Below are 20734 nucleotides of genomic sequence, written 5' to 3' on the forward strand. Positions count from 1 at the left end.
CCAACCAGCCCCGCACGGGCAAAAAAACCTCACCCCCCCATCACCGCCTCGACAGCCCGAACTCTCTCCCGATGCACCGCATCCTTGATGCCAGCAGGCGCATCAGCCATCCGCATAGCAACAGCACCGGCATCCACGCCTCGCGCAGCGACAAGCGCAATCCGCAATCGTTCGGCCTGCGGATACTCGCGCATCTCAAACCCGAGCCGCCCGCGCGCATCGGCCTCGCAGGCCTGCAAGGCCTCGGCGAACCGCGCCGGTTTGCGCAGCGCATCGCTGCGTTCGAGCAACCGCACCAGCGCGGCAGCGCCCATCTCCATCACGCGATGAATGTTGCCGTGCTCGCGAGCCACCAGCAGCGCCAGATCCCGACATTCGTTCGGCACGCGCAGCCGCTCGCATAAGGGCTTCAGCAGATCCACGCTGCGCTCCTCATGCCCGATATGCCGCGGCAGCACGTCTGCCGGCGTGGTCGCCTTGCCGAGGTCGTGCGTCGACGCGGCAAACCGAACCGTCAATGCATAGCCCTGCTGCGCGGCATGGTCGACCACCATCATCACATGCATGCCCGTATCCACCTCGGGATGATAGTCGGCGCGCTGCGGCACGCCGAACAGCGCGTCGATCTCCGGCAGAATGCGCGCCAATGCGCCGCACTCGCGCAACACCTCGAACATGCGCGAAGGCTTCTTCTCCATCAAGCCGCGCGACACTTCCTGCCAGACGCGCTCGGCCACCAGCGCATCCACCTCGCCCTCGGCCACCATCTTGCGCATCAGCGCCAGCGTTTCCGGCGCGACCGTGAAATCGACGAACCGCGCCGCAAACCGCGCAATCCGCAAAATGCGCACGGGGTCTTCGAGAAACGCCTCGCTGACATGACGGAAGAGCCGCGCCTGCAAATCGCGCTGTCCGTTGAACGGGTCGATCACCGGGCCGGTCAACGCCCCATCCGGGCGCACCTCGCGCGCCATCGCGTTGATCGTCAAGTCACGGCGCGCGAGATCCTCTTCCAGCGTGACGTCCGGTGCGTAAAAGACCTGGAAGCCGCGGTAGCCCGCCGCGGTCTTGCGCTCCGTGCGCGCCAGCGCGTACTCCTCGTGCGTCTGCGGATGCAGGAATACCGGGAAATCCTTGCCCACCGGACGGTAGCCCTGCGCCACCATCTGCTCGGGCGTCGCGCCGACCACCACGTAATCACGATCCTGCACCGGCACGCCCAACAACTCGTCGCGGATCGCGCCGCCCACGGCGTAAATGTTCATGGGCATACGTCTTGATAAGGAATGGCGTGCGTTTCACGCAGTGCGTCGTCGATCCAGGCCTTCACGGCGGGCAGGTCCGTGATTCGGCGCACATACGCCGAGGCGGCTTCGGACAACGGCGGCTGCCACGTATTGAAGCGCATCGCCACCGGCGCGTACATGGCGTCGGCAATGCTGAACTCGCCGAACAGGAACGGCCCGCCGTAGGTCTCGAGGCAGCCGGTCCAGATCGCCTCGATGCGCGCGATGTCGGCCAGCACGGCCGGCGTGGCGTTCCTGCCCGGAAACGACGCGCGAATGTTCATCCACATGTTCGAGCGCAATTCGCCGAAACCGGAGTGCATCTCGGCGCTCACGCTGCGCGCGTGGCTGCGCGCCGCCGCATCGCGCGGCCACAGCGCATGCTGCGTAAAGCGTTCGGCCAGCGTCTCGGCGATCGCCAGCGAATCCCACGTGGCCGCACCGTCTTCGTCGATCAGCGTCGGCACCTTGCCCGGACTCGCCGGCGCGTGCGCCAGAATCTCCGACTTCGTGTCGGGCGTGTACAAATGAATCAACACCTCCTCGAACGGGATGCCGAAATGCTTGAGCAACAGCCACGGACGCATCGACCATGACGAATAGTTCTTGTCACCGATAATCAGCTTCATGCTTGACTTGAATAGAAGGGTTGGAGATCAACGAGGCTCACCGTCCAGCGCTGGCGCGAAACGTGTCGAAGCGCGAACGCGTCGACGCGCCGGTCAGATACACGGGCGCGATCGATTCGATGCTGGCCGGCTCGATGCCGAGTTCGGGCGCGAGCGGTCCGCTCAACACGTTGTCGACTTTCATCGAATCGAGATTGTCGCGCGAGATCACCGGTTCGCCGGGCGCCATTTCAAACGTCAGCGCTTGCAGGCGCGCCAATGCTTCCGGCAAACGAATGATGCGTGCATGCCGGCCGATCACATCGCCGCAATATTTGACGAGCTCCTCGAGCGAGTAGACGGTCGGGCCGCCCAGTTCATAAGTATGGCCGCTGGCCGCGTCGAGATCGAGCACGTTGACGATCGCCTTCGCCACGTCGGCGACATAGACCGGCTGGAACTTCGCGTCCGGCATGGCGAGCGGAATCACCGGGAACGTCCGCTGCAAGAACGCGAACTTGTTGAGGAACTGGTCTTCGGGACCGAACAGGACTGACGGACGGAACACCGTCCACGCGAGATTCGCCGCGTGCACCGCCTTCTCGCCATCCCCCTTGGAGCGCGAATACATGCTCGGGCCGTTCGAATCGGCGCCGAGCGCGCTGATATGAATCAGCCGATGCACGCCTTTGCCCTCGCAGGCGGCGACGATCCTGGTCGGCAGTTCGACATGGATTCGCGCAAACTCGCGGCCATACGGCGTGCCGCGTTTGCCGTTCAGCGTGCCCACCAGATTGATCACACAATCGGCGCCCTCGACGAAGCGCGCGAGCTGTACCGGATCGAACACGTCGGCTTCGATCACGTCGATGGGCAGCAGCGTGAGATGACGCGCGTTGTAGCGCCGCCGCGTGGCGATGCGCACGTCCTTGCCCACGTCGACGAGCGCGTTGACGAGATGGCTGCCGATAAAACCGGACCCGCCGATGAGCGCAATGGCTTGATGTCGCATTTTCGACTCCCTGGTGGAAGCCGCGGCAACGGCTGGCGTGGCGCACCGCCGCATCACGATCGACGCAGCGGCGGCACGGCGCTTACGGCGCGATATAACCCAGACGCGCCTTCAGCGATTGCGGACGGCCTTCGAACAATGCCGCGTAGTAGACCGTGTTGGACAACACGTTCTTGACGTAGTCGCGCGTTTCCTGGAACGGGATCGACTCGGCGAAGATCGCGCCTTCGACCGGACGCTGCAGCGACTGCCGCCAGTTGCGCGGACGGCCCGGCCCGGCGTTATACCCTGCCGTAGCCAGCACGGCGGACCCGTCGAACTGATTGTAGATCATCGACAAGTAGTTCGTGCCGAGCAGGATATTCGTGTTGATGTCGTTCATCTGCTCGCGCGAAATCGGGCCGAGGCCGATCTTCTTCGCGACCAGTTGCGCGGTGCCCGGCATCAACTGCATCAAACCGCTCGCGCCGACCTCCGAGCGCGCGTTCATGATGAAGCGCGACTCCTGGCGAATCAGCCCATAGGCCCATTCCACATCCAGCCCGTTCGACTGCGAATCGCGCTCGACGATATCGCGGAACGGCGACAGGTAACGCAGCGAGAAATCGTGCTCGCTCTTCGTGCGGTCCGCCGTGTTGACGGTGCGGTCATATAACTGGATACGGCGGGCGTATTCGGCGGCGGCGAGCAGTTGCCGGTCGCTCATGCCGCGCAACGGCCAGTTCCATTCGCGATTGCCTTCGAGCCGCAGATTCAGCGCATAGAAACGCTGCGCCAGGTCGAAGCCCGGCGTATTGCCGGCTTGCTGGACTTCGGCGTCGCTCACGGTGGTTTTCGCGGGCACGCTGATTTTCTGGCCGAGTTCCTCGGCTGCCAGTTGGCCGTAGAAGTTGAAGCCCTGCGAGATCGACTCGAATTCCTGGTTGGCCGTGGTCGTGTCGCCCGCCTGCTTCAGCGCGCGGGCATGCCAATACACCCACGACGGCTGATTGCGCAGCGCCGCCGGCATCTGCTCGATCGACCAGCGCACCATCGTCCAGTCGCCGGCGAGGAGCGCGGTGCGGGTGCGCCATTCGTAGGCCGGGTTCGACAGCGGCGCATTGGCCGACAAGCGGTACCAGTCGACCGCGCTCGGCATCTGCTTCGCGGCGGCCTGATAGGCAATGGTGCCCCAGCCGATCGCGCGTTCAGGCGAGTTGAGCGACGGCGCCACCGAAGCGAACGTGGCCGCGGCCATGGCCGGGTCGTTGCGCGCCATGCGTGTGATCGCGAGCAGCGCCAGCTGATGCGACTTCGGATCAGGGCCTACGCCGCGCGCGAGCAGCAACGGCGGCGTGCTCGTGGCCTGGCCGAACAGCACGGGGTCGGGCGCGTCGTTGCCGAGCGCGTCGAGGAGCTTGCTGCCCGTGTTCGTGTAGTTCTGCTCGTACGCGAGACGGATTTGCTGCCAGATATCGTCGGTGCTGAATTGCTTGTTGACGCCCAGCACGGTGATCAGATCGACGCAGCCGTCGCCGTACCATTTGGGATCGACCAGCAGCGCACGCGCCGCCTCGGCGACGTTTTCACCACGCGACGCACGCGATTCGAGCGCGTAGCACTTCACCTGCGTGTCGTCGTTGAGTACGAAGCGCGCGTATTGCTGGTCGAAGTTGCGCCAGTCGTGACGCGTGCCGAGCACCGTGAGGTAGTCGTTGCGCATGCGGTCGGCAATCGCCTCGCCGTCGTACTTCTGCAGGAACGCGAGCACCGGCGCATCCGGCGCGTCGACCCGCGCGTGGCCGCTCGAATCGAACAACTGCGGCTTGATCTGGAAGTATTCCAGATAGGAAGGCGCCGGATAGTTCGGGATCAGGCTGGCGAGTTGCGCCGCGCGCGCCGCGTCGTTATTGCGCGCGGCCTCGCGAAGCTGGACGAAGGTCTGGTCGTCGCTCGTGAGTTGCGAAAGGGGAATGGGCTTGACGGCTGAGGCCGTGCTGCACGCGACGAGTGCGGCTGCGGCGAGCGCCAGACCGGCCGCGCGATATACTCGGTAAAGGCGTTTTGACATCGTTGTTTCTGGAGCGCGAATTGAACCCAAGCATAGCATGCAACCCCAACGCGGAATCGAAAAAGGCGCTGCGTCGAATGCTATTGGAAGCAAGGCTGCAAGCGGCTTCCGAGCCGGCGCACAATGCCGCGCTCGGCCGGCGCATTCTCGATGCGCTGAAGCATTACGGCGTGAGCAGCGTGGGGTTCTACTGGCCGCTCGCGGGCGAATTCGACGCGCGCGCCGCCATGTCGATCTGGCTCGCGGCAGGCGAACCACGCGAAGCGAGTTTGCCGATCATCAAGGAGCGCGGCGTGCCGCTCGAGTTCCATGCGTGGACGCCTGATACGCCGATGAAGATCGGTCATCACAGGATCGCCGAGCCAACTTCGGGGCGAGTGGTGATTCCCGAATTGCTGTTCGTGCCGTGTGTCGGTTTCGACGCCGAAGGTTATCGGCTCGGCTACGGCGGCGGCTACTACGATCGCACGCTGGCCGCATGGCCGGGCGCAAAGCGGCCGGTCACGGTGGGCATCGCCTATGAAGCGTGTCGCACGCAAGCGCTGCAACGTGAGCAGCACGACATTCCGCTCGACCTGATCGTCACCGAGGCAGGTCTTTATCCGCAGCGGGCGGATTGAGCGTCGGGCGCTCGGCATCGAACGCGTGAACCACGCGTGCTCCGCATCGCGCACCGCCGCCCCGAGTCCCGCAAGCCCCGCTATAAAGACGCCGCCGCCCGCGCGGCCGTGTCGTACAGACCCGACGCGTTGCGCATCAACTGCGCCGCCTCGCCGATCTGCTCGTTGGTCAGGCCGCTTTCCTTCAGCGTGGAAATCAGGCAGCTCTCGCGCACCTCGCGATATTTCAGACACAGCGCGCGGCCCGAATCGGTGGCCGAGAAGAACACTTCCTTGCCGGTCTTTTCGCTTTTTACATACCCTCTAGCTACCAGCTTCTTCAACGCGTAGGTGGCGACGTGCGTGTCCTCGATGTTGAGCACGAAGCAGATGTCGGCCAGTTTCTTGCGGCGCTCGCGGTGGCTGACGTGGTGCAGCAGCGAGACTTCGATAGCGGTCATGTCCTTGTCGCCGGCCGCGGACATGCAGCGCACCATCCAGCGGTTGAATGCGTTGCCCGCCATGATGAGCGCGTATTCCAGCTCTGACAGTTCGGCGCTTGTCTCAGACACGAGATGTTCCGAAGAGACGATCTTGGTGGGATGGCGCGACATGGAGATTCTCAGGGAACAGGATGGGAAGGTGTCGCGAGTGTACGACGAGCGATCGATTCATGGGAGCCCTGGCACAAATGCTTATTGAGAAATTGTTGATATTTTATTGATAATGTACGCTCCAAACATCGCGTGCCGCTACCTAACCTGTTTGACAGGGTTCGCTGTGCCGAATCCGCCGACTCGACCAAGGCCGTTAAGCAATGAGCCAACCTAGAATCTTTCCGCTGGGCGATGCCGCGCTTGTCTGCGAGGCGCCGCCGCCCGCGACGCTGGCATGCCAGCGTCGCGTGTGGGCGGCCGCCGAGGCCGCGCGCGACTGGCCGCATGTGCTGGAGGTCGTGCCGGGCATGAACAACCTGACGCTCGTGTTCGATCCGCTCGAAGCGGACCGCGACGCGCTCGTGAACCATTTGCAGGCGGCCTGGAACGCGGCCGGCGACACGCCCGCGATCGGCCGCGAAGTCGAGATCCCCGTGCAATACGGCGGCGAGTTCGGCCCCGATCTGCAGGTGGTCGCCAATCACACGGGCCTAAGCGCGCGCGAGGTCGTGCAGCGACACTCGGACGGCGAGTATGTGGTGTTCTTTCTCGGCTTTCAGCCCGGCTTCGCCTATATGGGCGGACTCGATGAAGCGCTGCACACGCCGCGCCGCGCGTCGCCGCGGCTGGAAGTGCCGGCCGGCTCCGTCGGCATCGGCGGTGAGCAAACCGGCATTTATCCGGCCACCTCGCCGGGCGGCTGGCAACTGATCGGCCGCACCGCAACGCCGCTGTTCGATCCGGCGCGCCGCCCGCCCACGCTGCTGCAACCGGGCGACCGGGTGCGCTTCACCATCGCGGGGATACACGCATGATCGATGTGATTCGCGCGGGTCTGTTGACCACGGTTCAGGATCTCGGCCGTCACGGCTACCGGCATCTCGGTGTCGCGATGGGGGGCGCGCTCGACCGGCTGGCGCTCGAAGTCGGCAACCGGCTGGTCGGCAACCGGCCCGACGCAGCCGGTCTGGAAATCACCTTCGGGCCGACGGTGCTGCGCTTTCTGCGCGCCACGCGAGTGGCCATCACCGGCACCGAATTCGGCGCGACGCTCGACGGCAAGCCCGTCTATTCATGGTGGAGCCTGCCGGTGCGGGCCGGCCAGGAACTGGTGCTGAACGCGGCGCGACGCGGCATGCGCGGCTATGTGTGCATCGCCGGCGGCATCGATGTATTGCCGATGCTCGGCTCGCGCAGCACCGATCTCGCCGGCCATTTCGGCGGACTCGGCGGCCGGGCGTTGCGCGACGGCGACCGCCTGCCGCTCGGCGCGCCGCCGCCGCGCGGCCACGCCGGCTTCTCGCCCGAGGCGCCGGAGTTCGGTGTGAAGGCGCCCGCGTGGTGCAAGTTCGTGCTGGTTCACGAGCCGCTGCGGCGCGGCCGTCATCCGTCGGGGGTGCCGTGGGCCGTGCCGATCCGCGTGCTGCGCGGCCCGGAATACGAGAGCTTCACCGAGGAAGCCCACGAATCCTTCTGGTCCGATGAATGGCTCGTCACGCCGAACAGCAACCGCATGGGCTACCGGCTTGCCGGCACCGAACTGAAGCGCACGCAGAAAGCCGATCTGCTGTCGCACGCGGTGCTGCCGGGCACGATTCAGGTGCCGCCGAACGGCCAGCCGATCGTGCTGATGAGCGACGCGCAAACCACCGGCGGCTATCCGAAGATCGGCGCCGTGATCCAGGCCGATCTCTGGAAGCTCGCCCAGGTTCGCCTGAATGCGGCAGTCCGCTTCATTCCGACCACGCCTTACGAGGCGCGCCAGGCGCTACTGGAAGAACGCGCGTATTTGCGGCAGATCGACGCCGCGATCGCCATGCACGAGGAACGCTGCACGCGCCAATTGGCTGTCGCGGCGCTGTGACACTGAGTAGAGGAACACCATGGAAATCGATCTGAACGCCGACCTCGGCGAAGGCTGCGGCTCCGACGAGGCGCTGCTCGACCTCGTCAGTTCCGCGAACATCGCGTGCGGCTGGCATGCGGGCGGCGCCAATGCGATGCGCGATTGCGTGCGTTGGGCGGTGCAAAAAGGCGTCTCGATCGGCGCGCACCCGAGCTTCAACGATCCGGAAAATTTCGGCCGCAAGGAAATGGATCTGCCGGCCAACGAAATCTATGCGGGCGTGCTCTACCAGCTCGGCGCGCTGTCGGCGATCGCCCAGGCCGAAGGCGGGCGCATCGCGCACGTCAAGCCGCATGGCGCGCTGTACAACCAGGCCGCGCGCGACGCGCGGATCGCCGACGCGATCGTATCCGCCGTGCACGATTTCGATCCGTCGGTGGCCGTCTTCGCGCTTGCCAGCAGCGGGCTCGTGACGGCCGCGCGCAACGCGGGACTGACCGCGATCGAAGAAGTCTTCGCCGATCGCGGCTATCGCGCCGACGGCTCGCTGGTGCCGCGCAAGGAGCCCGGCGCGCTGCTCGACGACGAGGACGAGGTGCTCGAACGCACGCTCGCGATGGTGCGCGAGCGCCGCGTGCGGGCCGTCGACGGGCAATGGGTGCCGCTGAACGCGCAAACCATCTGCCTGCACGGCGACGGGCCGCATGCGCTGGCCTTCGCGCGGCGCATCCGCGGCGCGCTGGAACAGGCCGGTATCGAAGTGCACGCGGCCGGCGCCGCGAGCGTCTGAAGCCCGCGCCGGCCGGCACTCACGAGACGCAGTGAAGCACATCTTGCCAAGCCCTGAACGCCCCGCTCCACGCGGGGCGTTTGCCAGGTGCAGCCAGATGCAGCCAGGTGCATCACGTCTGCCCGGTGCGGGACATATTGCCGTAACCGCTGTCGGTCGCTCAGTCGACGCGGAAACGGCTGCAGGTGTAGTCGAAGCAACGCGGCCATCTAGAGCCGCGGCAACAAGACGACGCATGGATCGCCACGCGCCGTCCCACGTTAGCCGCCACAAGCGGCGAGGTTAAACCCTGTTTGGAGATCCAGATGCAGACAACAGTCAGTCTATGGCCGCTCATTGGCGTGGCCGTCATCATCGTCGGCTTTTTATTACGGTTCAATCCGATGCTGATCGTGGCGGTCGCCGCGATCATCACCGGACTCGCCGCGCACTTCCCGCCTGAAAAGATCCTGGCCGAAATCGGCACCGGCTTCATCAAGACGCGCAACATTCCGTTGATCATTCTGTTGCCGCTCGCGGTCATCGGCCTGCTCGAACGGCATGGCCTGCGCGAGCGCGCGCAAGCGTGGATCGGCGGCATCAAGGCGGCCACCGCCGGGCGTCTGCTGATCGTCTATCTGCTCGTGCGCGAACTCACCGCGGCGGTCGGCCTGACCGGTCTCGGCGGTCATCCGCAGATGGTGCGTCCGCTGATCGCGCCGATGGCCGAAGGCGCGACCGAAACCCGCTTCGGCAAGATCAGCGACGCGGTGCGTTTCAAACTGCGCGCGTTCTCCGCGGCGACCGACAACGTGGGCCTCTTCTTCGGCGAGGACATTTTCGTCGCGTTCGGCGCGATCGTGCTGATGACGACCTTCCTGAAGGAAGCGGGCATCATCGTCGAGCCGATTCACGTCGCCGTCTGGGGCATTCCGACCGCGATCTGCGCGTTCCTCATTCACGGTTTCCGCCTGTATCTGCTCGACCGCAAGCTCGAGCGCGAATTGCGCGGCAATGCCGCGAGCGGCAGCACAATCACGCCGACGCAAACGGCCGCGGGAGATAAAGCATGACGCTCACGATTACCTATCTGTTCTGGCTGCTGGGCGTGGTGCTGCTGATCATCGGCGGCATGATCGTCACGGACAAGGAGCATCCGCGCCGCTTCACCGCCGGCGGTTTCTGGATTCTCTACGCGCTGATTTTCCTGATCGGCGACAAACTGCCGCCCGCCGTGGTCGGCGTGGCGGTGATCGTGATGGCGCTGATCGCCGGCTTCGGCGGCGTGACGGCGGCCAAGCCGAAAACGCTGTCGCTGGAAGCGCGCAAGGCGAGCGCCGCGCGTCTGCGCAACAAGCTGTTCGTGCCCGCGCTGACGATTCCGGTCATCACCGTGATCGTCACGCTGTCGGCGAGCCATCTGGTTTTCGGCGGCCTGCCGCTCATCGAGAAGGCGAACGTCACGCTGATCGGCTTCGGCATCGGCTGCGTGATCGCGCTCGCGATTGCCTGCGTGCTGACGCGCGACACCGTCGGCCAGTCGATGAAGGAAGCGCGCCGGCTCGTCGATGCGTTGTCGTGGGCGGCGGTGCTGCCGCAGATGCTCGGCATGCTCGGCCTCGTGTTCTCGGACGCCGGCGTCGGCAAGGCGGTCGCTCACGTGACCACGGCCTACATCAGCCTCGACTATCGCTTTGTCGCGGTGGCCGTGTACTGCATCGGCATGGCGCTCTTCACGATGGTGATGGGCAACGGCTTCGCCGCATTCCCGGTGATGACGGGCGGCGTCGGCGTGCCGATCCTGGTGGGCGTGTTCCACGGCAATCCGGCCGTGATGGTCGCAATCGGCATGTTCTCAGGCTACTGCGGCACGCTGATGACACCGATGGCCGCGAACTTCAACATGGTACCGGCCGCGCTGCTCGAACTACCGGATAAGAATGCGGTGATCAAGGTGCAGGTGCCCACGGCGCTGACCTTACTGGTCGTGAATATCTTCCTGTTGAATTTCCTGATGTTCATGTAGGGCTCTTGTAGTCGCATGCGTGAAATACCGGCGTGTCACGGGATCTCTCTGTGACACGCCGGTGAAAGGGATTCGTCGCGGGACCTACTATGCGAAAGAGACAACCGAAATAGGATGCGTCCGATCGTCTGTGGATGGACCGAAATATAAGCTGGCGGGCGGTCTCCCATCCACATGCACCGGCGCGCGCAGCGCGCGCCGCCGGCGCCTTCCAGCAGGTCTCTCATGGAACGTCAATCCCACCCCGACGCTGTGCGCACCGATGCGTCATCGCCTTCCCACCTCGCGTCATTGATCGAAGCCGCGCTCGCGGCACACCAGACCGGTCAGCTCGACGCCGCCGAACCGTTTTATCGTGAAGCACTCGCGCTCGATCCGTCCCATGTCGACGCGCTGCACTATTTCGGCGTGCTGCAACATCAGCGCGGCAATCACGAGGTCGCCGCCCGGTTGATGAACGAGGCGCTCAAGCTCGATCGCACCGACGCCGCATGCTGGAGCAACCGCGGACTCGTGGCCGCCGCCCTCGGCCATCTCGACGAAGCGATGATCTGCTACGACCAGGCGTTGCAGATCCAGCCGGACTTCGCCGACGCTCGCAGCAACTTCAGCGTCGCGCTGCAAGCGCAAGGCTCCTTCGACGAAGCGGTCGAACAATACCGGCTGGCGCTGGCGTCGAACCCCGGCATGGTCGACGCGCATCTGAACCTCGGCACGGTGCTGAGCAAGCTCGCCCGTTACGACGAAGCTTTGGCGTGCTATCGCGACGCCTTGTCGCTCGACCCCGAGTCGGCGGAAGCGCACTTCAATGCGGGCAATGCGCACAACGCACGCGGCGACCGCGAAGCGGCCATCGCCAGTTTCGAACAGGCGCTGGCGCTGCGCCCGCATTACGCCGAGGCGCATATCAACCTCGGCAGCCTGATCGGCAAGCTCGGCGACTATGCGGGCGCCGAATCGCACTACCGGCGCGCGGTTGAGTTCAAACCCAACCCCACCAATCTGGTGTGCCTCGGCGGTTCGCTCGGCGCGCAAGGCCGGCTCGATGAAGAAGAAGGCTTCTATCGTCAGGCGCTGCAACTCGCGCCCGACCATGCGGACGCGCATCAGAATCTCGCATGGCTGTTGCTCAAGCGAGGCGATTACAAGCAAGGCTGGGCTGAATTCACGCAGCGCTGGCGCAAGCGCGACTATGAAGCGATCGCGATTCCGGGCGTGCCTGAATGGCGCGGTGAGCCGCTCGAGGGGCGTCGTCTGCTGATCGTCGGCGAACAGGGTTTCGGCGACCACTTCCAGTTCCTGCGCTTTGCGCGCGTGCTCGAGCAGCTCGGCGCGACTGTCGACATTCGCGTGCGCGAGCCGCTGCTGCCGCTGCTCGAACGCGCACCGGGCGTGCACCGCGCGTTCAGCGGCCAACCCGAAGAGCCATACGATTTCTGGGTGCCGATGATGAGCGTACCGTCGTGCATCGGCATGGAGTTGTCCGCCATTCCGGCTGAAGTGCCGTACCTGTTCGCCGACAAAGCGAGGACCAAGGCATGGCGCAAGCGGGTCAACGCGGGCGATAGATCGAAACGTAAAGTAGGCCTCGTGTGGGCCGGCAGTTCGACGTTCGGCAACGACCGCTACCGCTCGGCCGAACTGGCGGATCTGAGCGCGCTAAGTTCGCTGAAGAACGTTGCCTGGCACGCGTTGCAAAAAGGCCCGGCGCACGCGCAGTTGGCCGACGCGCCGGCGGCATTCCGCGCTCACGACTTCACCGCCGACCTGCATGACTTCGACGACACCGCCGCGTTCATCATGAATCTCGATCTGGTGATCGCCGTGGACACCGCCGTCGCGCATCTCGCGGCGGCGCTCGGCAAGCCGGTGTGGACGCTGCTGCCCGCCAACTCCGACTGGCGCTGGCTCGAGGCGCGCAGCGATTCGCCGTGGTATCCCGGCATGAAACTGTTCCGGCAGACGACGCTGGGGGACTGGGCGCCGGTGGTCAGGCAGGTGTCCGAGGAACTCCGCGCGGGCAATTGATCACGCGCAAGTTGCGCCGGAGCCGCATGCTTCGGTGCGGGCGCTCGGGAGGAGCGCCTTCCAGCGATCACTCGCAGACGGGATGCGACGCCGCCCCTACTTGAGGGCGCGCCGCTGATGCGCCAGCATATAGGCGCGCAACAGCTTGTTGATGCGCGTCTGATAGCCCGCACCCTGCTCCTTGAACCAGCTCAGTACGTCCGCATCGAGGCGCATGGTGACGGCCTGCTTCGGCGGCAGATGCAGTTCCGCCTGCTCGAAAAAATCGTCACCCAACTCGGGCACGTCGCTTGTGTCGATATGTGCGTCGTCTGCCTTCGCGAGTCGCTTCCAGTCTGTTCCTGTTGGTTTGCTCATCATTTCCGCCTGTGTTCGTTTTTCGGCGATTGCCGAAGATGCCCCGTCAATGCCAGATGCTGCGCTTGTAACGCGTGACCTCGTGTCTCGTGGCCTTGCGCGCCGAGATGATGCGGACCACGTCCATATCGCGCTCGACGTACACCACCACACCTACGATAGCCGCCATCCAACCGGGTGCGATCCAGCGGTCCTCACCGTAGTCGTTGCGCTGATCCAATGCGGTGAGCACCGGATGATTGAACACGTTGATGGCGTCTCTGAAGTCGATGCCATGCTTGCGAATGTTGATCTGATTCTTGGCTTCATCCCACTCGACACGCACGCGGCACCCGTATTGACGTTTGTACATACACAATAACACGTACAGAGCACTCGGCGGTCCTGGAAGATTGCGAGCGGTACGCGGCGAAAGTGAGCGTCAGACTGGCAGGGAGAAGGCCCGTTCCTAACCTGGCCGAACGGGCTATACGGAGTCAGAGAGAACCGACCATCGTGCGCGGCGCAAGCATGAGGGAATGCCACGGACAAACAAACCTCACCCCGCCTCCACCACGAATCCGCGCTGCCGCAAAAGCTGCAGGACACCTTTGCGGCCGCCCAGATGCAGTGTGCCGATCGCCACGAACACCGGTTTGTTGGGCGCGGCGATCAGCAGCATGCGCGACACGAAGCGCCGGTTCCGCTCATAGACGATCTTGTTGTCGATCGAATCGGAGATGCGCTTGTCGCGCGCCAGTTTCTCCGACTTCGCGGCCTGCCACGCGGCGATCGCATCGGCATCGCCCACGCGCCACAGGCGATGCAAGGTCCGCACGTCCGCGACGTTTTCCGCCGGCGTCTGCGCGAGATCCTGCGCCAGCATTTCGCGCTGCTGCGCGAGCGTGAGGCTCGTAAACGCTCGCATCTGCTGCGGCAAGGTCTCGAGGCCGACGATCTTGCCGCGCGTCTTGAGATACACGTTCTGCAACTGGGCTTCCGTGCCGTATTCGGTTTGCAAACCGGCGCTGAGCGAATCGTAGGTTTCGACGAGCAACGAAGCGAGCCACGGCCGCATCTTCCTGATTTCATCCAGCGCGGCGCGATTGCCGCGCAGACGCCAGGCGAGCTTGTGCCACAACGGTTCGGGTAGCAAGCCGGGCAGACAGTCGCGCCGGCATACGCCGTACTTCGATACGTCGTCTTGCGAAACGAGCAGTTCGTCGGGCGAGAGTTCGAGCGCGAGCGTCGGCGAGGCGGCCAGCGCGCCCATGATCGCCGGGCGGAACGGCTGCTTGACGGGGTAGTCGGCGGGATCGCCCACGTGCAGCGTGCCGAGCACGTAGAGGGTCGTGGCGCCGCGCGTCGCGACGTAGAACGGCATGCGTGCCGGCTGCGTGCGCACCGGGCCGCTCGCGGTGGTGCCCGACGTGGCGGGCGGCGGATTGAAGCCGGGTAAGGTGGCGCGCGGCGGCGCCGGCTGATTGGGCACCGGCAATAAAGGGCGCCCGGCCTGAGCGGGCGTATTGGCGGCGGCGCCCGCGGCATGCGCGACGCCGATCGGCCCCGCGCTCAAATGAAAGATGGAACAAACGCCGAGGAGCGCGGCACCGGTCAGTGCGCGCGCGCCCCAGCGCCGCGCAAAAGCGACGCTACGGCCGCCATCACGCGAGCGGCGCGCAAGACGACGCGCCGCCACCACATCAGGCATCCACGTCCCCCACCTCCTCGGCGCGGTGACACGAGACCTGACGGCCATCCACTTCGCGCAGCTTCGGTTCCTCGCTGCGGCAACGGTCGATCACGTAAGGACAGCGCAGATGGAACGTACAGCCGGACGGCGGATTCAGCGGCGAGGGCATCTCACCCTGCAACTTGATCTTGATGGTGCGATCCGCCTCGAAGATCGACGGCGTGGCCGACATCAACGCACGCGTATAAGGATGGCGCGGTTTCGAGAAAATCCGCTTCTTGTCGCCGAGCTCCGCCACGCCGCCGAAGTACATCACCATCACGTCGTCGGCGATATGCTCCACCACCGAGAGATTGTGCGAGATGAACACATAGCTCGTCTTGAACTGCTCCTGCAAATCCATGAACAGATTCAGAATCTGCGCCTGGATCGACACATCGAGCGCGGACACCGGTTCATCGGCAACCACGATCTGCGGATCGAGAATCATCGCGCGCGCAATCGCCACGCGTTGCCGCTGGCCGCCGGAGAACATATGCGGATAGCGCTTCGCATGTTCGGGGCGCAGACCGACGGTGCGCATCATCTGCGCGATCCGCTCGGCGCGTTCGGTGGCGCTCAGTTGCGTGTTGATCGCGAGCGGCTCGCCGAGCGTCTGCTCGACGGTTTTACGCGGATTCAGCGACGCAAACGGATTCTGGAACACCATCTGCACGCGCCGCCGCAGCGCGGCGATCCGCTCGCGATCGGCGCCCGCGACATCTTCACCGTCGATCAGCAGACGGCCGGCGCTGGGCGCCTCGATCATCGTGAGTTGACGCGCGAGCGTGGACTTGCCGCAGCCGGATTCGCCGACCACCGCCAGCGTCTTGCCGCGCTCGAGCGCGAACGAGACGCCGTTGAGCGCCTTCACCGTGCCGTGAGCGAACATGCCGCGCTTGACCGTGTAGTAACGCGCGAGCTTGTCGGCGACGAGCACGTGATCGCCCGCATGATCCGACTGGCGCCGCGTTTCGAGTACTGCGTTCATCGTGCGCCTCCACGGGTGTGAACGTTGGCGTCGCCGCTCAGGTTCAGGGGTTTGATGCAGCGCACGCGCGCCACTTCGGCGTGACCTTGCATCGGCGCGAGCGCGGGCCGCGCCTTGGTGCAGTCGTCAACCACGTACTTGCAGCGCGGCGCGAACAGACAGCCCTTAGGCCGGTCGTCGCGCCCCGGCACCATGCCCGGCAAGGCGGCGAGCCGCACCGCGCCGACGTTGTGCTCGGGAATCGCCGCCAGCAACGCCTCCGTGTACGGATGATGCGGCGCGGCGAAAATATCCGGCACGCGGTTGGTCTCGATCACTTCGCCAGCGTACATGACCGCGACGCGCTGCGCGACCTCGGACACCACCGCCAGGTCGTGCGAGATCAGCACGAGCGCCATGCCGCGCTCCTTCTGCAGGCGCATCAGCAGTTCCATGATCTGCGCCTGGATGGTCACGTCGAGCGCGGTGGTCGGCTCGTCGGCGATCAGCAGCTTGGGATTGCAGGCGATCGCCATGGCGATCATCACGCGCTGGTTCATGCCGCCCGACATCTGATGCGGAAACGAACCGATGCGGTTCCTAGCGTCCGGAATGCCGACCTGATCGAGCAGTTCCAGCGCGCGCCTGTGCAGTGCGTCGCCGCGCAAGCCTTCGTGCAGCTTCAGCACTTCCTTGATCTGATAGCCGACCGTGTAGCTCGGATTCAGACTGGTGAGCGCGTCCTGGAACACCATCGCGATGTCCTTGCCGATGATCCTGCGGCGTTCCTTCGCCGACGCCGTCAGCAGATTCTTGCCGTTGAAGGTGATCTCATCCGCGGTGACCTTGCCGGGCGCGTCGATCAGGCCCATCAGCGCCATCATCGTGACGCTCTTGCCCGAGCCGGATTCGCCGACCACGCCGACCACTTCGCCCGGCGCGACGTCGAGATTGATTCGATCGACCGCGGGTAGTCCGTTGAAGTTCACCGCCAGATTGCGGATGGTCAATAAACTATCCATTTCAGGCCATCCGTTTCAGTTTGGGATCGAGTGCGTCGCGCAGCCCGTCGCCGAGCAGATTGATCGCGAGCACCGAAATCAGGATGGAGAGGCCCGGCATCGTGACGATCCACCAGGCGCTGTCGATGTAATCGCGCGCCGAGGCGAGCATCGCGCCCCATTCCGCTGAAGGCGGCTGCACGCCGAGACCGAGGAAGCCGAGCGCGGCCGCATCGAGAATCGCCGACGAAAAGCCGAGCGTGGCCTGCACGATCAGCGGCGCGGTGCAGTTCGGCAACACCTGCGAGAACATCAGGCGCAGCGTGCCGGCGCCCGCGACGCGCGAAGCCGTCACGTATTCCTTCTGCAACTCGCCTTGCGCGGAAGCGCGCGTCAGGCGCACATAACCCGGCAACGCGACGATCGCGATCGCCAGCATCGTGTTGACGAGGCCCGGACCGATGATCGCCACCACCGCGACTGCCAGCAGCAGGGAGGGCAACGCGAGCAGCACGTCCATGATGCGCATGATCGGCGTATCGGCCCACTTCTCGAAGAACGCCGCGATCAGGCCGAGCACCACGCCCGGAATCAGCGCGAGCACGACCGAGACGAAGCCGATCCAGAACGACAGACGCGCGCCGTACATCAGGCGCGAGAGGATGTCGCGGCCCGCTTCGTCGGTGCCGAGAATGAACTTCCAGTTGCCGCCTTCGAGCCATGCGGGCGGAATCTTGACGAAGTCGCGATATTGTTCGATCGGGCTATGCGGCGCGATCAAGGGCGCGAAGATCGCGACGAAAATCAGCACCAGCACGACGATGCCGGCGCTGACCGCGCCGCGGTTGCGCGAGAAATTCGCCCAGAATTCGCGGGCCGCGATCGCGCGGCCGCTGGGCGGCGTGACCGCTGTGGGGACTGTGTTTTGAATGTCTGCCATGGTCATGCCTCCCGCCGAGCCGCCTCAAGGGAGGCATGCGCCCCCTTGGGGGGCAGCGAACGCAAGTGAGCGTGGGGGTTCATATTCTTTACCTCGTATGGCGAATGCGCGGGTTCAACACGCCGTACAACAGATCGACGACGAGGTTCACGACGATCACGAGCGTAGCGATCATCAGGATACCGCCCTGCACCACCGGATAATCGCGCCGGCCGATCGCGTCGATCAGCCATTTGCCGATGCCCGGCCACGAAAACAGTGTCTCGGTCAGCACCGCGCCCGCGAGCAGCGTGCCGACCTGCAAGCCGATCACCGTCACCACCGGAATCAGCGCATTGCGCAACGCATGCACGACGATCACGCGCCCAGGCGGCAAGCCCTTCGCCCGCGCGGTGCGGATGTAGTCCTCGCGCAGCACTTCGAGCATCGACGAGCGCGTCATGCGCGCGACCACCGCCAGCGGAATCGTGCCGAGCACGATGGCGGGCAGGATCAGATGGCTCAGCGCGGATTTGAACGCGCCTTCGTCGGTGGACATCATTGCGTCGATCAGCATGAAGCCGGTCACGTGCGGAATGTCGTATTCGACCGCGATGCGGCCCGACACCGGCGTCCAGCCGAGCTTCACCGAGAACACCATGATGAGGATCAAGCCCCACCAGAAAATCGGCATCGAGTAGCCGGTCAGGGCCGTACCCATCACGCCGTGATCGACCACCGTGCCGCGCCTCAACGCCGCGAACACGCCCGCCGGCAGGCCGACGATCAGCGCGAACAGCATCGCGCAGATCGACAGTTCGACGGTGGCGGGAAAGCGTGCGAGGAATTCGCCCATCACGCTGGTATTGGTGATGATCGAGGTGCCGAGATCGCCGTGCAGCGCGCGGCCGATGTAGTGGATGTATTGCATGGGCAGCGGCTCGTCGAGCCCCAGCCGGTGCATCGCGGCGGCATGCATGGCCGGATCGACGCCGCGCTCGCCCATCATCACTTCGATGGGATCGCCCGGTATCAGGTGAATCAGCGCGAACGCAAGGATCGTGATGCCGATGAACGTCGGTATCACCATGCCGATGCGGCGCAAAACAAAGCGGAACATGGTTCGTCCCTATGGTCTTGATGAAGAAAAAACGCAACCGGCGACGAGGGCTTGTGACCCCGGCCGCCGGACCATTTCGACCAGTTTTCTAACCGTGCGAAAAGCTACTGCGTAGGCTTGACTCTATTACTTGACGCTCACGCCGTCGAAGCGCGCATAACCGAGCGGCTCGATGCGCATGTCGACCACCTTCTTGCTGACGGGCTGGTACACGGTCGAGTGAGCGATCGGCGAGAACGGCAGTTGCTGCGCGAAGATCTGCTGCGCCTGCGTGTAAGCCGTGGTGCGCGCGCCCTGATCGGACGTGACGCGGCCCTTCTGGATCAGATCGTCGAACGGCTTGTGGCACCACTTCGAGAAGTTGTTGCCGTTCACCGCATCGCAGCCGAGCAGCGTGCCGAGCCAGTTGTCCGGATCGCCATTGTCGCCGGTCCAGCCGATCAGCATCGTGTCGTCTTCACCCGCATGCGCGCGCTTGATGTACTCGCCCCACTCATACGTGACGATCTTCGCCTTCACGCCGATCTTGGCCCAGTCGGCCTGGATCATTTCCGCCATCAGGCGGGCGTTCGGGTTGTACGCGCGCTGCACCGGCATCGCCCACAGCGTGAGCTCGAAGCCGTTCGGATAGCCCGCCTTCGCGAGCAGGGCCTTGGCCTTCGCCGTGTCGAACGACGCGGCCTTCAGGTTCTTGTCATACGACCATTGAGTCGGCGGCATCGGGTTCGTCGCGGCCTGGCCTGCGCCTTGATACACCGAGTCGATGATCGCCTTCTTGTTAATCGCCATGTCGAGCGCCTGGCGCACCTCGACCTTGTCCACCGGCTTGTGCGACACGTTGTACGCGAGATAGCCGAGATTGAAGCCCGGCTGCGACGGCATCGCAATGTTCGCTTCGGCCTTCAGCGGCGCGATGTCGGCCGGACGCGGATAGCTCATCACCTGGCATTCGTCGCGCTTGATCTTCTGCACGCGCACGCCGGCGTCCGGCGTGATCGAGAAGATCAGCTTGGAGATCTTGACGGTGTTCGGCTTCCAGTAATCGGGATTGCCGTCGAAGCGGATCGTCGCGTCTTTCGTGTAGCTGCGGAAGATGAACGGGCCTGTGCCGACCGGGAACTGGTTGATGTCGGCCGCCTTGCCGGCCTTCAGCAACTGATCGCCGTATTCGCTGGAGAGAATCGACGCATATTCCATCGCCATGTTCTGGATGAACGGCGCGTTGACTTCCTTCAGCGTGAACTTGACCGTGTACGGATCGACCTTCTCGACGCTGGTGATCAGCTTGTCGAGGCCCATGTCCGTGAAGTACGGAAACTGCACGGGGTACGCCTTGCGGAACGGCTGGTTCGTATCCAGCATGCGCTGGAACGTGAACACGACGTCGTCCGCATTGAATTCTCGCGTGGGCTTGAAGAACGACGTGGTCTGGAACTTCACGCCGTGGCGCAGATGGAACGTATAGGTCTTGCCGTCCGCCGAGACATCCCACTTTTCGGCGAGACCGGGTTCGACCTTGGTGCCGCCGCGTTCGAATTCGACGAGGCGGTTGTAGACCGTGAACGTGTTAGCCGTGAAATCGGTGCCCGTGGTGTATTGGGCCGGATCGAAACCCGCAGGGCTGCCTTCTGAGCAGTAAACCAGGGTTTTGTTCGGAATCTCAGCGCGCGCAACGCTTGCGCCTAGCATCGATGCCGCTGCGGCAGCGACGAGCGTCGTAACACGCGCGGCGCGCAACAGATTGTTTTGCTTCATGTTTCCTCCAGGTTCGGGGCC

Annotated in this window: 20 protein-coding genes; 7 read left to right on the forward strand and 13 right to left on the reverse strand. The window is 64.6% G+C overall.

The features are described 5' to 3' along the window. Positions 1 to 29 precede the first annotated feature (29 nt). The 4 genes from ACOCG7_RS29675 to ACOCG7_RS29690 form a co-directional block, all read right to left on the reverse strand. A complete protein-coding gene (locus tag ACOCG7_RS29675; RefSeq protein ID WP_114163263.1) occupies positions 30 to 1265 on the reverse strand; it encodes a multifunctional CCA addition/repair protein in 1236 nt (411 codons plus the stop codon). Continuing rightward, positions 1262 to 1915 (reverse strand): glutathione S-transferase family protein, encoded by a 654-nt coding sequence (locus tag ACOCG7_RS29680; RefSeq protein WP_114163264.1) that lies wholly within the window; start codon positions 1913 to 1915, stop codon positions 1262 to 1264. Before ACOCG7_RS29680 ends, ACOCG7_RS29675 begins: the two co-directional genes overlap by 4 nt. Before the next feature lie 37 nt (positions 1916 to 1952). After that, positions 1953 to 2906 (reverse strand): complex I NDUFA9 subunit family protein, encoded by a 954-nt coding sequence (locus ACOCG7_RS29685; protein ID WP_114163265.1) that lies wholly within the window; start codon positions 2904 to 2906, stop codon positions 1953 to 1955. A gap of 82 nt (positions 2907 to 2988) precedes the next feature. Further along, a complete protein-coding gene (locus tag ACOCG7_RS29690; protein ID WP_114163266.1) occupies positions 2989 to 4956 on the reverse strand; it encodes a lytic transglycosylase domain-containing protein in 1968 nt (655 codons plus the stop codon). A gap of 77 nt (positions 4957 to 5033) precedes the next feature. Here ACOCG7_RS29690 and ACOCG7_RS29695 point away from each other — a divergent pair, with 77 nt between their 5' ends. Continuing rightward, positions 5034 to 5576 carry a 5-formyltetrahydrofolate cyclo-ligase gene (locus ACOCG7_RS29695; protein ID WP_244219935.1) on the forward strand — a complete coding sequence of 181 codons (543 nt, stop codon included), beginning with the start codon at positions 5034 to 5036 and terminating at the stop codon, positions 5574 to 5576. 80 nt (positions 5577 to 5656) lie between these two features. Here the strand turns inward: ACOCG7_RS29695 and ACOCG7_RS29700 are convergent, their stop codons facing one another. Next, complete coding sequence (locus ACOCG7_RS29700) at positions 5657 to 6169, reverse strand: winged helix DNA-binding protein (protein ID WP_073427721.1); 513 nt, start codon at positions 6167 to 6169, stop codon at positions 5657 to 5659. A gap of 203 nt (positions 6170 to 6372) precedes the next feature. Between ACOCG7_RS29700 and pxpB the strand changes: the two genes are divergently transcribed. From pxpB to ACOCG7_RS29730, 6 genes are all read left to right on the forward strand, one after another. Then, entirely contained in the window at positions 6373 to 7026 is a 654-nt protein-coding gene (gene pxpB / locus ACOCG7_RS29705; RefSeq protein WP_114163267.1) for a 5-oxoprolinase subunit PxpB, read from the forward strand. Further along, positions 7023 to 8075, forward strand: coding sequence for a biotin-dependent carboxyltransferase family protein (locus tag ACOCG7_RS29710; protein WP_114163268.1), 1053 nt, complete (start codon positions 7023 to 7025; stop codon positions 8073 to 8075). The genes pxpB and ACOCG7_RS29710 overlap by 4 nt, the downstream gene beginning before the upstream one ends. A 19-nt stretch (positions 8076 to 8094) precedes the next feature. After that, positions 8095 to 8847, forward strand: coding sequence for a 5-oxoprolinase subunit PxpA (gene pxpA / locus ACOCG7_RS29715; RefSeq protein ID WP_073427724.1), 753 nt, complete (start codon positions 8095 to 8097; stop codon positions 8845 to 8847). 305 nt (positions 8848 to 9152) lie between these two features. Then, a complete protein-coding gene (locus ACOCG7_RS29720; protein ID WP_073427725.1) occupies positions 9153 to 9899 on the forward strand; it encodes a DUF969 domain-containing protein in 747 nt (248 codons plus the stop codon). Beyond that, positions 9896 to 10852, forward strand: coding sequence for a DUF979 domain-containing protein (locus ACOCG7_RS29725; RefSeq protein ID WP_073427726.1), 957 nt, complete (start codon positions 9896 to 9898; stop codon positions 10850 to 10852). Before ACOCG7_RS29720 ends, ACOCG7_RS29725 begins: the two co-directional genes overlap by 4 nt. Positions 10853 to 11077: 225 nt before the next feature. After that, positions 11078 to 12880 (forward strand): tetratricopeptide repeat protein, encoded by a 1803-nt coding sequence (locus tag ACOCG7_RS29730; protein ID WP_421378355.1) that lies wholly within the window; start codon positions 11078 to 11080, stop codon positions 12878 to 12880. A gap of 96 nt (positions 12881 to 12976) precedes the next feature. On the opposite strand, the gene ACOCG7_RS29735 is transcribed toward ACOCG7_RS29730, so the two are convergent. From ACOCG7_RS29735 to ACOCG7_RS29770, 8 genes are all read right to left on the reverse strand, one after another. Beyond that, positions 12977 to 13237 (reverse strand): BrnA antitoxin family protein, encoded by a 261-nt coding sequence (locus ACOCG7_RS29735; RefSeq protein ID WP_073427915.1) that lies wholly within the window; start codon positions 13235 to 13237, stop codon positions 12977 to 12979. Positions 13238 to 13283: 46 nt separating this feature from the next. Beyond that, complete coding sequence (locus ACOCG7_RS29740; RefSeq protein WP_208645226.1) at positions 13284 to 13589, reverse strand: BrnT family toxin; 306 nt, start codon at positions 13587 to 13589, stop codon at positions 13284 to 13286. A gap of 186 nt (positions 13590 to 13775) precedes the next feature. Then, positions 13776 to 14927, reverse strand: coding sequence for a TraB/GumN family protein (locus ACOCG7_RS29745; protein ID WP_114163269.1), 1152 nt, complete (start codon positions 14925 to 14927; stop codon positions 13776 to 13778). Continuing rightward, entirely contained in the window at positions 14920 to 15939 is a 1020-nt protein-coding gene (locus tag ACOCG7_RS29750) for a peptide ABC transporter ATP-binding protein (protein ID WP_073427729.1), read from the reverse strand. The genes ACOCG7_RS29745 and ACOCG7_RS29750 overlap by 8 nt, the downstream gene beginning before the upstream one ends. Then, positions 15936 to 16940, reverse strand: a complete 1005-nt coding sequence (locus ACOCG7_RS29755; RefSeq protein WP_073427730.1) for an ABC transporter ATP-binding protein — start codon at positions 16938 to 16940, stop codon at positions 15936 to 15938. The genes ACOCG7_RS29750 and ACOCG7_RS29755 overlap by 4 nt, the downstream gene beginning before the upstream one ends. Position 16941: 1 nt before the next feature. Continuing rightward, positions 16942 to 17859, reverse strand: a complete 918-nt coding sequence (locus tag ACOCG7_RS29760; protein ID WP_073427917.1) for an ABC transporter permease subunit — start codon at positions 17857 to 17859, stop codon at positions 16942 to 16944. An 88-nt stretch (positions 17860 to 17947) separates the two neighbouring features. Then, positions 17948 to 18958, reverse strand: a complete 1011-nt coding sequence (locus ACOCG7_RS29765; protein ID WP_073427731.1) for an ABC transporter permease subunit — start codon at positions 18956 to 18958, stop codon at positions 17948 to 17950. Between the two features lie 126 nt (positions 18959 to 19084). After that, positions 19085 to 20713 carry an ABC transporter substrate-binding protein gene (locus tag ACOCG7_RS29770; protein WP_073427732.1) on the reverse strand — a complete coding sequence of 543 codons (1629 nt, stop codon included), beginning with the start codon at positions 20711 to 20713 and terminating at the stop codon, positions 19085 to 19087. Positions 20714 to 20734: the final 21 nt, after the last annotated feature.

The organism is Paraburkholderia sp. DD10 (genome assembly GCF_049177125.1).
In the GTDB taxonomy this organism is placed as follows: Bacteria; Pseudomonadota; Gammaproteobacteria; order Burkholderiales; family Burkholderiaceae; genus Paraburkholderia; species Paraburkholderia terricola.